General features: G+C 71.5%; 12 protein-coding genes. 5 read left to right on the top strand and 7 right to left on the bottom strand.

The genetic code is table 11. From position 1 onward, the window contains the following. Positions 1 to 39: 39 nt before the first annotated feature. Entirely contained in the window at positions 40 to 2160 is a 2121-nt protein-coding gene (locus ACFU3E_RS27380; RefSeq protein ID WP_384163594.1) for an ATP-binding protein, read from the bottom strand. Between the two features lie 1065 nt (positions 2161 to 3225). Next, positions 3226 to 4728 carry a SulP family inorganic anion transporter gene (locus tag ACFU3E_RS27375; protein WP_384163591.1) on the bottom strand — a complete coding sequence of 501 codons (1503 nt, stop codon included), beginning with the start codon at positions 4726 to 4728 and terminating at the stop codon, positions 3226 to 3228. 431 nt (positions 4729 to 5159) lie between these two features. On the opposite strand from ACFU3E_RS27375, the gene ACFU3E_RS27370 reads away from it, so the two are divergent. The 3 genes from ACFU3E_RS27370 to ACFU3E_RS27360 all read left to right on the top strand — a co-directional run bounded on the left by ACFU3E_RS27370 (position 5160) and on the right by ACFU3E_RS27360 (position 7826). Continuing rightward, positions 5160 to 5573: a MerR family transcriptional regulator gene (locus ACFU3E_RS27370; protein WP_384163588.1), complete on the top strand. Its 414-nt coding sequence runs from the start codon at positions 5160 to 5162 to the stop codon at positions 5571 to 5573. Between the two features lie 201 nt (positions 5574 to 5774). Beyond that, positions 5775 to 6131 (top strand): hypothetical protein, encoded by a 357-nt coding sequence (locus ACFU3E_RS27365; RefSeq protein ID WP_384163585.1) that lies wholly within the window; start codon positions 5775 to 5777, stop codon positions 6129 to 6131. A 9-nt stretch (positions 6132 to 6140) separates the two neighbouring features. Next, complete coding sequence (locus ACFU3E_RS27360; protein ID WP_384163582.1) at positions 6141 to 7826, top strand: ribonuclease J; 1686 nt, start codon at positions 6141 to 6143, stop codon at positions 7824 to 7826. A 267-nt stretch (positions 7827 to 8093) separates the two neighbouring features. On the opposite strand, the gene ACFU3E_RS27355 is transcribed toward ACFU3E_RS27360, so the two are convergent. From ACFU3E_RS27355 to ACFU3E_RS27345, 3 genes are all read right to left on the bottom strand, one after another. After that, on the bottom strand, positions 8094 to 8372 hold the full coding sequence (locus ACFU3E_RS27355; RefSeq protein ID WP_384163579.1) for an anti-sigma factor family protein: 279 nt from the start codon (positions 8370 to 8372) through the stop codon (positions 8094 to 8096). Positions 8373 to 8413: 41 nt separating this feature from the next. Then, entirely contained in the window at positions 8414 to 8971 is a 558-nt protein-coding gene (locus tag ACFU3E_RS27350) for an RNA polymerase sigma factor (protein WP_384163576.1), read from the bottom strand. A gap of 481 nt (positions 8972 to 9452) precedes the next feature. After that, a complete protein-coding gene (locus ACFU3E_RS27345; protein WP_384163573.1) occupies positions 9453 to 10646 on the bottom strand; it encodes an MBL fold metallo-hydrolase in 1194 nt (397 codons plus the stop codon). A 128-nt stretch (positions 10647 to 10774) separates the two neighbouring features. Between ACFU3E_RS27345 and ACFU3E_RS27340 the strand changes: the two genes are divergently transcribed. After that, entirely contained in the window at positions 10775 to 11953 is a 1179-nt protein-coding gene (locus ACFU3E_RS27340; protein WP_384163570.1) for a Glu/Leu/Phe/Val dehydrogenase dimerization domain-containing protein, read from the top strand. Between the two features lie 98 nt (positions 11954 to 12051). After that, a complete protein-coding gene (locus ACFU3E_RS27335; protein ID WP_384163568.1) occupies positions 12052 to 12663 on the top strand; it encodes a TetR/AcrR family transcriptional regulator in 612 nt (203 codons plus the stop codon). Between the two features lie 72 nt (positions 12664 to 12735). Here ACFU3E_RS27335 and ACFU3E_RS27330 read toward each other — a convergent pair whose 3' ends face one another. Continuing rightward, positions 12736 to 13521 (bottom strand): SGNH/GDSL hydrolase family protein, encoded by a 786-nt coding sequence (locus ACFU3E_RS27330; RefSeq protein ID WP_384163681.1) that lies wholly within the window; start codon positions 13519 to 13521, stop codon positions 12736 to 12738. Between the two features lie 145 nt (positions 13522 to 13666). Further along, positions 13667 to 14383 (bottom strand): DUF6250 domain-containing protein, encoded by a 717-nt coding sequence (locus tag ACFU3E_RS27325; RefSeq protein WP_384163565.1) that lies wholly within the window; start codon positions 14381 to 14383, stop codon positions 13667 to 13669. Between the last annotated feature and the right edge of the window lie 124 nt (positions 14384 to 14507).

Here is a 14507-nt window from a genome sequence, read left to right as displayed (position 1 = left end):
CTGCGGGAGCGCTGTGGGTGGGGGTGGGAAGGGGGGTGGTCATCCGGCGGGTGCGCTCCCGTCCTGCCGGGTGGTGGTCGTGCGGTGGTCGGAACGGGACCCGGGCGCCGGCCTGCTCGAGGGGGACAGCTCCGAGGGGAGCGCCTCGAGATGGACCGGCCGGACGGACATCGGGTCACTGTCGGCGGACCCGCTGGATGCCGGGTCCGTGTGGGCGGAGTCCATGGAGGAGGACCCCATGTGGGCCGCATCCATGTCGCCCCACTCCGTGGTGCCGGCCTCCAGGTTCTGCTGGGCCTCCGCGAGACTGATGCCGCGTTGGAAGGCGGCCATCAGTCCGGGGTCGTGGCCCACGAGGTGCTCGGGGTCCTGGCGTGGTGCCGGGCCGTCACGCAGCTGGGGTGCGATGTGCTCCTGGGCACGGCGACGGGGCAGTTGGGGCTTGCCGATGGTGCCGCGCACAATGCCGTTGCGCGGGGTGGGAGGCTCGGTGATGTTCCCGGCGAGGACACGCCGGTCGTCCGGACTGATCCCGGGCCGCGCCTCGGCCGGGGTGGGACGCTCCCGGCGGGCTCCCCGCATGGGCAGAGGCGCGGGCCGGCCGCCCGGCGCACTCCCGCCCGCCGCAGGTTCGGCGTCTGCCTCGTGCCCCTGAGGGGCGGCGGGCGCGGCGAGCTGCACCGACGGCCCTGATCCGGAAGCGGGCAGCGGCACGGACGAGACTCCGAACTCCGCTTCCCTCACCGGGGACTGCCCCCCGGTGCTGCCGCCGGCAAGGGCCCCGGCAGCAGCACCGGTCTGCCAGTTCTGCCCGTGCCGTCCGGCTTGCCTGCCCTGCCCGGCCCGATCGGTCTGCCCGTCCGGCCGCCCCGGCACAGCCGGACGATCCGCACCGGCGGCACCGCTCTCCGGCTGCCCCGCGCCCCCCGGTGTCCTCGCTCCCGCCTCCGCTCCCAGCAGCGCCTGCGGTACGACGAGCACCGCCTGCACTCCGCCGTAGATGTTGCTCTGGAGGCGGACGGTGATGCCGTGCCGCCGGGCGAGCTGGGAAACGACGAACAACCCGATGCGGCCGTCCGCGAGGAGCCGGGCGACGTTCACCTGGTCGGGGTCGGCGAGCAGCGCGTTCATCCGCGTCTGCTCCTCCAGGGGCATGCCGAGCCCACGGTCCTCGACCTCGACGGCGAGCCCGGAGGTGACGAGGTTGGCGCGCAGCAGGACCTGGGTGTGCGGGGCGGAGAACACCGTGGCGTTCTCGACGAGTTCGGCCAGGAGGTGGATGACGTCGGCGACGGCGTGGCCGCGCAGTTGCCCGTCGATCGGTGGCACGAGCTTGACCCGCGAATACTGCTCGACCTCGGCGATGGCGGAGCGCAGCACCTCGGTCATGGAGACCGGGTTGCTCCACTGCCGGCGGGAGACGGCCCCGCCGAGCACGGCGAGGTTCTCGGCGTGACGGCGGATGCGGGTGGCGAGGTGGTCGACGTGGAAGAGCCCCTTGAGCAGGTCGGGGTCCTCCATCTCGTTCTCCAGCTCGTCGAGGATGGAGATCTCTCGGTGCACCAGGGACTGCAGGCGCCGGGCGAGGTTGACGAACACCTCGAGCTTCTGTTCGCTGCCGGTCTGGCTGGAGAGCTGGGAGGCCTGCACGACGGCGGTGACGGCGCTGTCGTGCGCGCGGGACAGGTCGGCGCTGAGGAGGTCGAAGTCGTCGGCGTCCTCGGCTGGGCCGCCGTGCCGGCTCTGCGGTGCGAGCCGGGGCGGGCCGTCGCCGCGGCGCAGCGTCTCGACGAGCGTGCGCAGATCGGCCTCGCGCCGCGCCGTGCTGCGGCGCAGGACACCGATCCGGTCGTGCACGGACCGGGCGGCCCGGTTGGCGGCGATCGCGGCGACGGCGATGCCGACGAGGGCCACGAAGACCGCGCCGCCGAGCACCGCCCACAGGGTGAGGCCCGGCCGCGCTCCGGTGGACCGGACGGTGAAGAGGACGGCGGCGCAGCCGCTGAGGGCGACGGCGACGGGGGGCAGTACCGCGAGCCGCAGCAGCTGGGGCCGTATATGGGTCTCGGGCAGCGCGGGTGCGGTGCGGGCGGCGGGCCGCCCGTGCCGCCCGCCCTCACGGCGGTCTGCGCGCGCGGCCGGGGCGCGGAGGTGAGACATCGGTGTCCTCGTGCTGGTCCGTCGGTCTTGGGTGCCAGGGGGGCTTGCGGGGGTGCGTCCGGGTTCACTTGGCCGCTTGCGCGCGCCCCGGGCCGTGCGCCCGGCCTCGCCCCGTTTCCGTACGGCACCGACGCCACCGCGGCCCGCGTGCCGGCCCAGGCCGAAGACCCCGGCCACACTCGCGCCGACCCCGGCAGTACCCGTGCCACCGGCGCCGGCCCCCGTGTCGTCGACCGCACCCGTGCCGGCGTAGGTGGCGCGCGGGCAGCCGGGATCCCCGTCGCGTCGACTCCCTCGTCCGCCCTGCGCCTGCACGTACCGGCCCCCGCTCCCTGATCCGTCTTGCTTCCCGACGGCCACTGACAGTAGTCGCCAGCGCATCATGTGCGGTGGGCAGTTGACAAACTCATACGGTGAGCGTCCCGCTCTGGTATGAGGTCTCGTACGGCAGACCGATTACGCCTCCCCGCATCCGACCATGAACAAAGCAAGCTCGATCTGACCTGGTCATAAGCGGTCACACAGAGACGGCGAGGGCCGGGAAGCCTCTCGCTCCCCGGCCCTCGCCGTTGGTCTGCCGTACGCCCCGAGTCGGCCCGCCGGGAGCGTCCCGGCGCCCTCCGCGCCCTGGCCGACCTCACGACCACCGTCACTCACCGTGTCGGCCTGGGCCACGGCTGCCGCGTCCCGACGCGGTCTTGACGCCGGCTCAGGAGAGGGCCTCCGCGGCCTGCCTGCCACCGACCGAGGCGAGCGCCACCCCACGCCACCACGGCTCGGACGGGACGTTCTCACCCGTGGGCCCGGAGGGCTCGCCGGGCCGGCCCGCGGGTGCGTCGCCAGGTTGAAGGTGGCCCGGTGGGGCGGCAGCATCGGGCCGTGCTCCGGTCCGCCCCTGAGGTCGGGGTGGGCGGGGAAGTGAACCTCGCAAGGCCCACTGCTCGTCCGACAGTTCGCTCGGACGCGGTCTTCGCTCCATGACCGCGTCCCGGCCTGGTCAGGCCACGTGTGGAAAGACCGGCCTCCCCCGCCACGTCCGTGGTCGGGGAAGGGCGGCCGGTCCGGTCAGTGGCTGCCGGTCAGCTGGCCGGCGAGGCGCTCGTGCATGTCGGCGCTGGGCTTGTTCAGGCCGATGATGGTCACCTTCTTGCCCCGCTGGGCGTACTTCGTCTCGACGGCGTCCAGGGCGGCGACGGAGGAGGCGTCCCAGATGTGGGCGGCGGAGAGGTCGATGACCACGTCGTCCGGGTCGTCCTTGTAGTTGAACTGGTAGACGAGGTCGTTGGACGAGGCGAAGAACAGCTCGCCGGTGACCGCGTAGACGACCTGGTTGCCGTCGGGGTCGACGACACCGGAGACGTTGACCAGGTGCGCGACGCGCTTGGCGAAGACGACCATCGCGGTGATACAGCCGACCACGACGCCGATGGCCAGGTTGTGGGTGGCGACCACGCAGGCGACGGTGACGACCATGACGGTCATCTCGCCGAGCGGCATCCGCTTGACGGTCTTCGGGGCGATGGAGTGCCAGTCGAAGGTCGCGAACGACACCATGATCATGACGGCGACCAGGGCGGCCATGGGAATGTCGGAGACGACCGGGCCGAAGACGATGCACAGCACCATCAGGAAGGAGCCCGCCAGGAAGGTCGACAGGCGGGTGCGCGCGCCGGACACCTTCACGTTGATCATCGTCTGGCCGATCATGGCGCAGCCGCCCATGCCGCCGAAGAAGCCGGTGACGATGTTGGCGACGCCCTGGCCGATGGACTCGCGGGTCTTGCCCGAGCGGGTGTCGGTGATGTCGTCGACCAGCTTGGCGGTCATCAGCGACTCCATCAGACCGACCAGCGCCATCGCGAAGGCGTACGGGGCGATGGTGGTCAGCGTGTCCATCGTGAAGGGCACGTCGGGCAGGCCCGGCACGGGCAGCGAGGAGGGCAGCGCGCCCTTGTCGCCGACGGTCGGCACCGCGATCGCGGCCGCCACGGTGATCACGGTCAGGACGATGATGGAGACCAGCGGGGCCGGGATCACCTTGGTGACCTTCGGGAAGAGCACCATCAGGGCGAGACCGCCGATGACGAGCGGATACACGGCCCACGGCACGTCGTGCAGCTCCGGCACCTGCGCCATGAAGATCAGGATGGCGAGCGCGTTGACGAAGCCGACCATGACGCTGCGCGGCACGAAGCGCATGAGCTTGGCCACACCGAGCGTGCCGAGGATCACCTGGAAGACGCCGGCGAGGATGACGGCCGCGATCAGATGGCCAAGGCCGTGCTCGCGGTTGAGCGGGGCGATGACCAGGGCGATCGCGCCGGTCGCGGCGGAGATCATGGCCTTGCGGCCGCCGACGACCGAGATGACGACGGCCATGGTGAAGGAGGCGAACAGGCCGACCGCCGGGTCGACCCCGGCGATGATGGAGAAGGAGATCGCCTCGGGGATGAGGGCCAGGGCGACGACCAGGCCGGCCAGCACCTCGGTGCGCAGGACCTTCGGGGAGTCGAGCCAGTCGGGCTTGGACAGGCGGAACTTCGGGGCTGCGGGCAGCGGTGAGGACATGCAACCGTTTCTGTTCAGGCGGATGCGCCAGCAGATGGCGGACGCTTCCACGTCGTCTACGAAGCAAGGCCGTAAGGCACACACGACTCCGCGCACGCATGAGGCGGAATCCTCGGCGGCCCGGCCACTTCAACGGGGCCCAGCCGATCTGCAAGGCAGCCGTCCAACTGCCGGTCGGGCATCATGTCCCGGAAGTCTTCGGATGCCATCGGGGCCCGGTCAGGCCCGCGCTGTGGCGTTCACTCCTGGCGTCACTCTCGACAGCGGCCGTGAACACGTCGAGACTCTACCCTGACGTGAGGGCAGAGTGCGACTTGGGGCTTGTGAAACACAGGTAAACACCCGCCAAGATCCAGTGATTCATGTCACGTAAGGTGGGTTGCTTTACGGATTCGAAAATCGAAGAAGACAACGAAGGGGATCATGGAGCGATGACGGATCAGCGGCAGATGCAGATCGGCGAGGTGGCCGAGCGGACCGGTTTGTCTCTGCGCACCATCCGGCACTACGAGGAAGTGGGCCTGGTGATCCCCTCGGCCCGCAGCAAGGGTGGCTTCCGGCTGTACACGGAGTCCGACGTCGAGCGCCTGATGGTGATCCGCCGCATGAAGCCGCTGGACTTCTCCCTGGAGGAGATGCGCGACCTGCTGGACATCACCGACCGCCTCGCCGCCACCGACGACCCGCCCGCCGGCGAGGAGCGAGAGCGGCTGCGGGAGCGGCTGGACTCCTACCGCAAAGTGGCCGACGCCCGCTGCGAGACCCTGCGGGCCCGCCTGGAGATGGCCGAGGACTTCGCCACCACACTCCGCCGCCTGCAGGCCGACGCCCGCGCGGGCGCCTGAGCCGCGTCGGCGGTCGCAGTACCGGACGAGGGGCACGGCCATGGCGGCCCGTGCCCCTCGATGCCGTCCGGCCACGTGCCGATCAGCCACGGCGCCCGTCACCTCTTCGGTGACACCGTGCGGCGGTGAGTCCGGATCACTGCCGTACGGGCGAGTGATGGCCTCCGCGTCCCGGCCTGCCTGATCACGGCCGCCTTCGACGTGGACGGGCCCGACCGCCAGCGCTTCTTCACCGACGCCGTGAGCGCCGCCCAGCCGAAGGAGGGCGGGCACCCTGGCGCGATCTCGGCCCACTTCCTGCACAGCGCCGACGGCAGCCGCGTCCTGCTGTACACGGAGTGGACCGGTGTCGAGGCGCACCAGGAGGCCGCCGAGGCCGGTGACCACGACCACGGGCACGAGATCTTCTCCAGTACGCCCGGGGTGCGCCTCACCCACGGCCGGCGCTACCGCCTCCACCGCTCCCGGCCACTGGCACCCGCCGTGACCGAGGCGCCCGGCGCCGCGCCTCGCCTCCAGCGGGCAGGCAGCGGATCATCCCGGCAAGCCCTTCGGTAGCGTGAGGGTATGAGCCACCCGCACCCAGAACTCAAAGCCGCCCCGCCACTGCCCGAGGGAGGGCTGAGGGTCACCGCCTTGGGCGGCCTTGGCGAGATCGGCCGGAACATGACCGTGTTCGAGCATGCCGGCAAGTTGCTGATCGTCGACTGCGGCGTGCTGTTCCCGGAAGAGACCCAGCCCGGCGTGGACGTGATCCTGCCCGACTTCACCTCCATCCGGGACCGCCTCGACGACATCGTCGCCATCGTCCTCACCCACGGCCACGAAGACCACATCGGCGGCGTGCCCTATCTGCTGCGGGAGCGGAGGGACATCCCCCTCGTCGGCTCCAAGCTCACCCTCGCCTTCATCGAGGCCAAGCTCAAGGAACACGGCATCAGGCCCCGCACTGTGCGCGTGCGCGAGAGTGACCGGCGCGGCTTCGGTCCCTTCGACTGCGAGTTCGTGGCCGTCAACCACTCCATCCCGGACAGCCTCGCCGTCGCGATCCGCACCGGCGCCGGAATGGTGCTGCACACCGGTGACTTCAAGATGGACCAGTTCCCGCTGGACGACCGGATCACCGACCTGCGCGCCTTCGCCCGCCTCGGTGAGGAGGGCGTGGACCTGTTCCTCACCGACTCCACCAACGCCGAGGTCCCCGGCTTCACCACCTCCGAACGCGAACTGAACCCCGCGATCGAACAGGTCATGCGCACCGCACCCCGGCGCGTGATCGTCTCCAGCTTCGCCAGCCACGTGCACCGCATCCAGCAGGTCCTGGACGCAGCCCACGAGCACGGCCGCAAGGTCGCCTTCGTGGGCCGCTCCATGGTCCGCAACATGGGCATCGCCCGCGACCTGGGCTATCTGAAGGTCCCCTCCGGCCTGGTCGTGAGCACCAAGGAGCTGGAGAAGCTCCCCGACCACAAGATCACCCTGGTGTGCACCGGATCCCAGGGTGAACCGATGGCCGCCCTGTCCCGGATGGCCAACCGCGACCACCAGATCCGCATCGGCAAGGGCGACACCGTCCTGCTCGCCAGTTCCCTCATCCCCGGCAACGAGAACGCCATCTACCGGGTGATCAACGGCCTGACCCGGTGGGGCGCCAACGTGGTCCACAAGGGCAACGCGAAGGTGCACGTCTCCGGCCACGCCAGCGCCGGTGAACTCGTGTACTGCTACAACATCGTCCGGCCCCGCAACGTCATGCCCGTGCACGGCGAGTTCCGCCACCTGCGCGCCAACGCCGACCTCGCCATCCGCACCGGTGTCGACCCCGAGCGGGTCGTCATCGCCGAGGACGGTGTCGTCGTCGACCTCGTCGACGGCCGCGCCGCCATCACCGGCAAGGTGCCCGCGGGCAACGTCTACGTGGACGGCATGGAAGTCGGCGGCGCCACCGAGGCCTCCCTCAAGGACCGCGTCACCCTCGCCCAGGAGGGCGTCATCACGGTCGTGGCCATCGTCGACGCCGACACCGGCGCCCTCGCCGAGGCCCCCGACTTCCTGGCCCGGGGCTTCGTCCACGACGAGACCACCTTCGAGCCGGTCATCCCCGTCATCGAGAAGACGCTGGCCACCGCCGCCGAGGAAGGCGTCGGCGACGCCCACCAGCTCGAACAGCTCATCGCCCGCGCCGTGGCCAACTGGGCCTTCCGCACCCACCGCCGCCGGCCACTGATCATCCCCGTCATCATCGACGCCTGACCGGGGGCCTCGCTCCGGACCGGGACGCCGACCGTACGAGACGGTCGTCGAAGAGCTGGTCGAGGTGGGCGCGCAGGATGGCCATGGCTGCTCCGGCGGACCGCTGACCGACCAGGACACCGCACCGCAGCCCAGCGGGTTCGGGCGAGTCCTCCGGCAGCAGCGGTGCGGTGGCCGGCGTGCGCGGCACAGTTCATGGTCGTGCTCGACGTGCCGGTGGTGAACGTCGTCCTGCGCAAGGCGGGTTCCCCGTCGGATCGATCCTGCTCAGGCACCGGCCGGTGGCGAGGCGCTGTCCGGCTCGCCACCGGCCTGGCCCTGCTCGTCGCGCACGAGGGACCGGCCGAACGCGGTCAGCCGTGCCACCGCGTCCACATCGGGCTCCGCCCGGCGGGCCAGCGCGCTGCGGATCTCCTGGTAGACCGATGCCTCCAGGCCGCAGCGCGGGCAGTCCTCCAGGTGGACCGCGACCCGGCGGGCGGTGACCTCGTCGGTCTCGCCGTCGAGGTACTTCTGGAGCACCCGGGCCACTTGCAAGCAGTTCATCCTGCGCTCGCGCGAGCGGCGAGCCCACCATGGGCGCTTGTTCACATCACACCTCGCTTCGGTGCCAGTCCCGCCGGGGACAGCCGCACACGTATGCGTTTGCGGGCGCGGTGCAGTCGGCTCATCACGGTTCCTTCGGGCACATCCAGAAGGCGTGCGGCCTCGGCGTAGGTGAGGCCGTCGATGTCCACCAGTTGCACCACCTGCCGGTGTTTGTCCGGCAACGCGGACCGCGCCGAGTCCACCACCTCGTCGAACGCCTCGCCGACCACCACTTCCTCCGCCGACCCCTGGTGGCCCGCAGAGCCGAGCCGGTCCAGATCGGTGTCCGGGTCGTCCAGCAGGTGCGGACGGCGTCGGCGATGCCGGTTGATCTCGGCCCGCCTCATGATCGTCAGCAGCCACGCCCTGGGGTGCCTGCCGTCGAACCCGTCGATGGCCCGGTAGGCCCGCAGCAGCGTGTCCTGCACCAGATCCTCGGCGTCCGCGCGCTGCGCGGTCAGCGTCATCGCCACCCGCAGCAGCACCTCCACCTCCGGCAGCACATAGGCGGCGAACGCCGTACCCCGCGGGTCCGCTGGTTCCGGCGGCGCTGTCACTTGGTCTTCCACACACGGGGAACCTGTTGGTCTGTTCCCCTCATTGACCAGGGAGAGCTGAACCCCGGCATGTCGCCCATCGGCGTCGGCAACGTGCTGCGTGACGTCTACCTCGGAGCATCTACCGATGGGCCGGCCAGTCGTCGGACTGGACCGGGTCACTGGCGGAGGAGCTGCAGCAGATCCTGCGCCTTCTCCTCGACGGCATGACCGCGACGAAGACGACCTAGAGGTGGTCTCCACGGGGACCAGCAGGCCGTGGACAGGGCGCTCGCCGCGACCGGCAGGACGGCGCTGGCCGGCCGTCCCCTGGAAACCCTGCCGGGCGGACAACGCCAGCGCGCCTGGATCGCCATGACGGTAGCTCAGGAGACGTCGGTACACGGATGCGGACCTCTCAGCGGGACCGCCTGCGGTGACGCAGTTCAAGGTCGGCGAGCCGAGCGCCTTCCCATCTGCCCGAGTTCGTCCCCGGCCGACGTCACCGCTCGCCGGCGAGGTCGAGTTCACCCCTGCGCGTCTCAACCACACCCTCAGTACTCAGGGACCCCCGCCACGGGTGCGAGATCGGACCGGCCACCGCCCGCCACCACGCCTCCACGGGCAGCTTCCCGGCAGGTTCGAAAGGCTGGCCGGGGCAGGGGAACGCCACCGCCTGCCCCGCCTCCGCGGCCACTTCCTTCATCCACTCCCCCGGCTCCGCCCACGGGTGCGTCGCCAGGTTGAAGGTGGCCCAGTGGATCGGCAGCATCGGGCCGTGCTCCGGTCCGCCCTGGAGGTCGAGGTGGGCGCGCACGCCCTCCTCGGGAGTCATGTGGATGTCGGGCCAGAAGTCGGAGTACGCGCCGATCTGGATCATCGTGGCGTCGAACGGCCCGTGCTCGGCGCCGATCTCCTCGAAGCCGTCGAAGTAGCCGGTGTCTCCGCTGTGGTAGATCCGGTGCTCCTCGCCGGCGACGACCCAGGAGGCCCACAGGGTGTGCTGGGTGTTGCGCAGCCCGCGGCCGCAGAAGTGCCGGGCCGGGGTGGCGGTCAGGGTGAGGCCGCCGACCTTGGTGGTCTCGTGCCAGTCCAGCTCGCGCAACCGGTCGGCGGACACGCCCCAGTGCTCCAGGTGCGCGCCGACGCCGAGGGGCACGGCGAACAGCGTGTCGGTGCCGGCGAGCGCCTTGATGGTGGGCATGTCCAGGTGGTCGTAGTGGTCGTGCGAGATGACCACGACGTCGACCGGGCCGAGCGCGGCCAGCGGCAGGGGCACGGGGTGCAGCCGCTTGGGCCCGGCGAAGGAGAAGGGGGAGCAGCGCTCGCCCCACACCGGGTCGAACAGGACCCGTCGGCCGTCGATCTCCGCGAGCACGCTGGAGTGCCCCATCCACGTCAGCCGCAGCCCGGTGGCCGGGGGCCGGGCGATGTCGGCGAGGGTGGTGGAGTGCACCGGAGCGGTGCCCTTCGGGGTGCGGCGGGGCCGGGTGTCCTTGTCGAAGAAGGCCTTCGCGAAGTCCAGGGTCGAGCCCGAGGGCTGGGTCCGCGCGGGGCCGCCGGGGTTCTGGAAGACCCCGTCCTTGAAGCGGGGCGATCTGCGGATGCGCGCCATGCGCTCACCACTCGGGTCCGCGCCGAACGCCCCGGGCTGCAGCGCGCGGAGCCCGGAGCTCAGGGTACGGAAACCGGCCACGGTACCTCCAGGTGGAGTCGGTCAGGCTTTCCATTATGGTCGGCCCCTCCGGCAACACCGGATCGCAGGGGCCCCACCGGAGGCGATACTGACCGGTGATTCAGTATCCCGGCGGCGAAGGAGCCCGTATGGCCACCCCCCTGCTGTCCCTGACCTGGACCGATCACCTCACGGGACGGCAGGGCTTCCTGGTCGTCGACCGGCTGGTGCGCGGGGTCGCCAGCGGCGGTCTGCGGATGCGCGCGGGCTGCACCCTGGACGAGGTCACCGGCCTGGCCCGCGGCATGACCGTGAAGGAGGCCCTGCACTACGACCCCGTGAGCCGCTACGTCCCGCTCGGCGGCGCCAAGGGCGGCATCGACTGCGATCCCCGGGATCCTGAGGCGTACCCGCTGCTGGTGCGCTACCTGCGCGCGATGCGGCCGTACATAGAGAGCTGCTGGACTACGGGCGAGGACCTGGGACTCACCCAGGACCTGGTGGACCGGGCCGCCGCCGAGGCGGGGCTGGTCTCCTCGATCCAGGCCGTGTACCCGCTGCTGGACGACGAGGCCGAGGCCCGGCGGCGGCTCCGGGACGCGTTCGCGGTCGAGGTCGACGGCATCGGTCTGGACGAGCTGGCCGGCGGCTGCGGTGTGGCCGAGGCGGCCCTGGCCGCCCTGGACAAGGCCGGTGTGCCGTACTCCGGGACGCGGGCCGCCCTCCAGGGGCTGGGCACCATGGGCGGGGCCACCGCGCGTTTCCTCACGCGCGCGGGGCTCACGGTCGTGGCCGTCGCCGACGTCAAGGGCACGATCGCCAACCAGGCGGGTCTCGACGTCGAGGCGCTGCTCGCCGCGCGGGACGCCCACGGCACGGTGGACCGCTGCGCGCTGCGCCCCGGCGACCGCGAACTGCCGGGCGACGCCTGGCTGTCGGCCGACGCGGACGTACTGGTGCCGGCCGCCGTGTCGTACGCGATCGATGCCGCGAACCAGGAGCGGATCACCGCCCGCTGGGTCGTGGAGGCGGCCAACATGCCCGTGCGGCCGGAGGCGGAGCCGCTGCTGGCCGCGCGCGGGGTGACCGTGCTGCCGGACGTCGTGGTCAACTCGGGGACGAACGCCTGGTGGTGGTGGACGCTGTTCGGGGACGTCGGAGCCGACGCCGAGGAGGCGTTCGCGTGGACCCGCCGCTCGATGCGGGCCCTGGTCGAGCGGACGCTGGCCCGTGCGCAGGCCGACGGGACGACACCGCGGGCCGCCGCCCACGCGATCGCGGCCGACCGGCTGCCGGTGATCGCGGAGCGGTTCGGCTGGTTCCGGTGAGGCGCCCGCCGCCTCCACGGCGACGGCCCTGGCGGCCCCTGCCGGACAGGCCGAAACGCCCCGTCGAGGGGCGGTACGCGCGTGGGTAGGGTGACGGCGTGACGAGAGTCCGGTTGAGTGTGGCTCAGCGGCGCGGGGATCTGCTGCGGGCCGCCATCGAGCAGATCGAGGCGAGGGGTGTGGCGGCGGTCAGGATCGCCGACGTGGCCTCGGCGCTCGGCGTGAGCAACGCACTGGTCCTCTACCACTTCTCGACGAAGGAGCAGCTGGTCGCCGCCGCGTTCCGGCACGCGGCGGAGGGGGACCTGGCGCATCTGCGCAAGGTGCTGGGCCGCCGTTCGCCGGCGCTGCGCCGGCTGCGGTCGGCCGTACGGTGGTACGCCCCGACCGGGCAGGCCAAGGGCTGGCGGCTGTGGATCGAGAGCTGGGCGGTGGCGCTGCGCGACCCGGCGCTGCGCGAGGTCGCCCAGGATCTCGACCGGCAGTGGAAGGCGGCCCTCGCCGAGGTCATCGCGGAGGGCGTGGCCGCGGGCGAGTTCCGCTGCCCGGACCCGGCCGGTACGGCCCTGCGTCTCACCGCCCTCCTCGACGGTCTCGCCGTCCAGCTGACGTCCTACGCCGGCGCGGTGCCGCGTGCCCGGGCCCAGGAGTGGGTGGAGGAAGCGCTGGTCCGCGAGTTGGGCCTGGAGCAAGAGGGGCTGACGCCCTAGACGGCACGCTCCCGCGGGTGCGGGCCATGCCGGATGGGACACCGGCACGGCACGCACCCGCAGGAGCCGCTCTCACGCCACCGGTGCGATCCGCATCCTGATGTCGTCCGGCGACAACGCCCCCTTGGCCGTCACATGGTCGCCGGACGACTCCCCGCGCAGCCGGCGCCCGATCCACGGCACGAGGAACTCGCGCGCCCAGGCGACGTTGTCCCGCCGCATGTCGAGCGCGCCCCGCGGGGGCAGCGGAGGCCACGCCTGCTCGGGGTCGGCCGGCACGTCGAGGCCGAGGACCTGGCCCGCGCGGAGCGCCACGCGCGTGTGCCCCTCGGGCGACAGGTGCAGCCGGTCGGCGTCCCAGGCCCTGCGGTCCTGCACACTGCGCAGGGACCACAGGTCGAGCACCGGGCAGCCGTACCGGTCGGCGATGGCCCGGACGTGGCCGTTGTACGTGGCGATCTTGCCGCGCAGGTGCTTGAGCACGGGCACGCCACGGGTGTCGAAACCGGTCGTCACCATGACCGTGCCGGACACGGCGGTGAGCTGGACCAAGGCCCGCTCGAAGCGCTCGGCCACCTCGTCCGGGTCGGTGCCGGGCCGGATGATGTCGTTGCCCCCCGCGCAGAACGAGACGAGGTCCGGAGCCATGTCGACGGCCCGCGGAACCTGGTCCGCCACGATCTGGTCGAGGAGCTTTCCGCGTACCGCGAGATTGGTGTACTGGAAGTCGCCCTCGGGCCTGCGGTCGGCGAGCAGGACGGCGAACCGGTCGGCCCAGCCGACGAACGCGCCGTCGGGGCCGGGATCACCGACCCCCTCGGTGAAGCTGTCCCCCAACGCCACGTACGACCCGATCACTGCTTTGCTGTCACTCTTCGAATCGTCTGCCACAGCAGGTCATGATTCACCTTCGAATGTGACCTACGCGACCGTAGGAAAGGGTTGACGGGCGGTGAGATAAGCCACTCCTGAAGGGTTGGCAAACTCCGGAATACAGCACTCGTCAGGAATGTTCCGGGGTCAGCCGCCAGACTCGGAACCCGCTGATCCGGAAATGGCTCCACACGGTCCGGAAGGCGAAGTGCCCGCTCGTGTACGGCTGCGGGTCGGCGTAGCCGAAGACCAGCCGCCCGTTGTTCCACCACTGGACCGTGGAGCCGTCGGAGACGATCCGTACCCGGTTCGGCTCGTTCGGGACCAGCAGCGGTTCGGTGTGGTCGAAGACCAGAGGACGGACACCGGGCTCGCCGACGTAGCGGCGCAGCCGGGTCGTGGTGTTGTAGTTGGCGCCGTAGCCCGCGTAGTACGTCGTGAGGTGGTCGTACTCGTCGAAGGCGCCGCCGCGGGGAGCAGCGAAGAGGTCGCCCGGGGAGCGGACGTCGGTCGCGTTCCAGAAGTTGTTGAGGTCCGAGACCCGGTCGTTGGCCCCGCCCTCGGAGACGGGGATCGCGGTGTACTCGAGGACGTACGGCCCGACGAGCCGCTGTCTGAACCACACGGTCGCGCCGCTCGGTACGTCGATCTCCAGGATGCCGCGGGAGGCGGTGACGGTACCGCCGGCCTGGAGTTCCGTGACCCACTGCCCGAGGCCGTGACAGAAGTCGTCCTGGGCGATGGGGCGGCGGTGTCGGGGCGCGGCATGCACGGTCACCGCCGGGGCGAGGGCCGCCAGGGCGGCTCCGGCGGCCAGGGTTCCGAACGCTCTGCGGGTGGTCGGCACGGGACACAGCTCCTCGGGATCCGCCGGGAAGGCTCGGGAAAGCGCTTGCACTCCGGACGGGATCACTCTGTCCCAACTGCCGCCGCCTGTCGATCCCTTGGGGCCGGTCGACGGCATGCACACA

The sequence above is a fragment of the Streptomyces sp. NPDC057424 genome (assembly GCF_042803315.1).
Taxonomy (GTDB): domain Bacteria; phylum Actinomycetota; class Actinomycetes; order Streptomycetales; family Streptomycetaceae; genus Streptomyces.
The sequence above is the reverse complement of the archived record's forward strand: the minus strand, read 5'-3'. Positions and strand labels throughout refer to the sequence as shown.